We start from the raw sequence: 867 nt of genomic DNA, 5'->3' as shown, positions 1-867 counted from the left end.
CAGATGTGTATATGTGACAGTTTTAAAGGTTTATTTGTAGGTTTAACAAATGGCGATGTTTATAAGGCTGAATCTGATTTAACTTTTAGATTAATCCCTAATTTTGATGGTAGAACTAGAGCTTGGTATAAAGAAGCTTTAGAATTAAAACAAGCAAATTTATCTTCAGTATATCAAGATGTTTCAAGTAAAAAATCAGCTACAACTATTTTTGCACCTGTAGTAATTGATAATAAAATAGTAGCTGTTGTTGGTGGTAATATTTTAATTGATGATTTTAGCGATGAGATTACTAGAGCAAATTCTTTAAAAAATTCTAGCACTATAATTTTAGATAAAAATGATGAGATTATTTCAAGTTCTAATAAAGATGATTTAGGAAATCCTGAATGGAAAAAAGAATTTGTAAGTAAATTACAAAATTATTATAAAAATGATAATAGTGGTAATTTTATATTTAATAAAAACGATAAAGAATATATAGCTTATTGTTTAGAAGATAAATTAACAGGATATGATGTTTGCTCAATTATGCCAAAGGCAAATATTGATGATACTATTCACAATAGTATGATGAATTCAATTTATGAGTTTATAATATTTATTCTTGTAGTTATAGGAATTTTATACTATTTAATCAAAAAATCTTTAAATCCTATGATTGCTATGCAAAATGGTTTAACTGAATTTTTTGAATTTTTAAATTATGAAAAAAATGATGCTAACAAAATCGCAATCACTTCTAAAGACGAATTTGGCTCTATGGCAAAAGCAATCAATGATAATATAGAAAAAACTAAATTATCTTTATTAAAAGATGAAGAAGCAGTAGAACAAAGCGTTCAAACAGCAGCAGCAATTGAAAGC

The 867-nt window shown here is 25.3% G+C and carries 1 protein-coding gene; it reads left to right on the top strand.

The features are described 5' to 3' along the window. Positions 1–867, top strand: an 867-nt coding sequence (locus tag KJQ99_RS09420) for a HAMP domain-containing protein (protein ID WP_214150670.1), incomplete at both ends; no start/stop codon positions are given.

The sequence above is a fragment of the Campylobacter sp. 2018MI13 genome, from assembly GCF_018501135.1.
In the GTDB taxonomy this organism is placed as follows: domain Bacteria; phylum Campylobacterota; class Campylobacteria; order Campylobacterales; family Campylobacteraceae; genus Campylobacter_E.
This window is presented reverse-complemented; position numbering and strand designations above follow the sequence as displayed.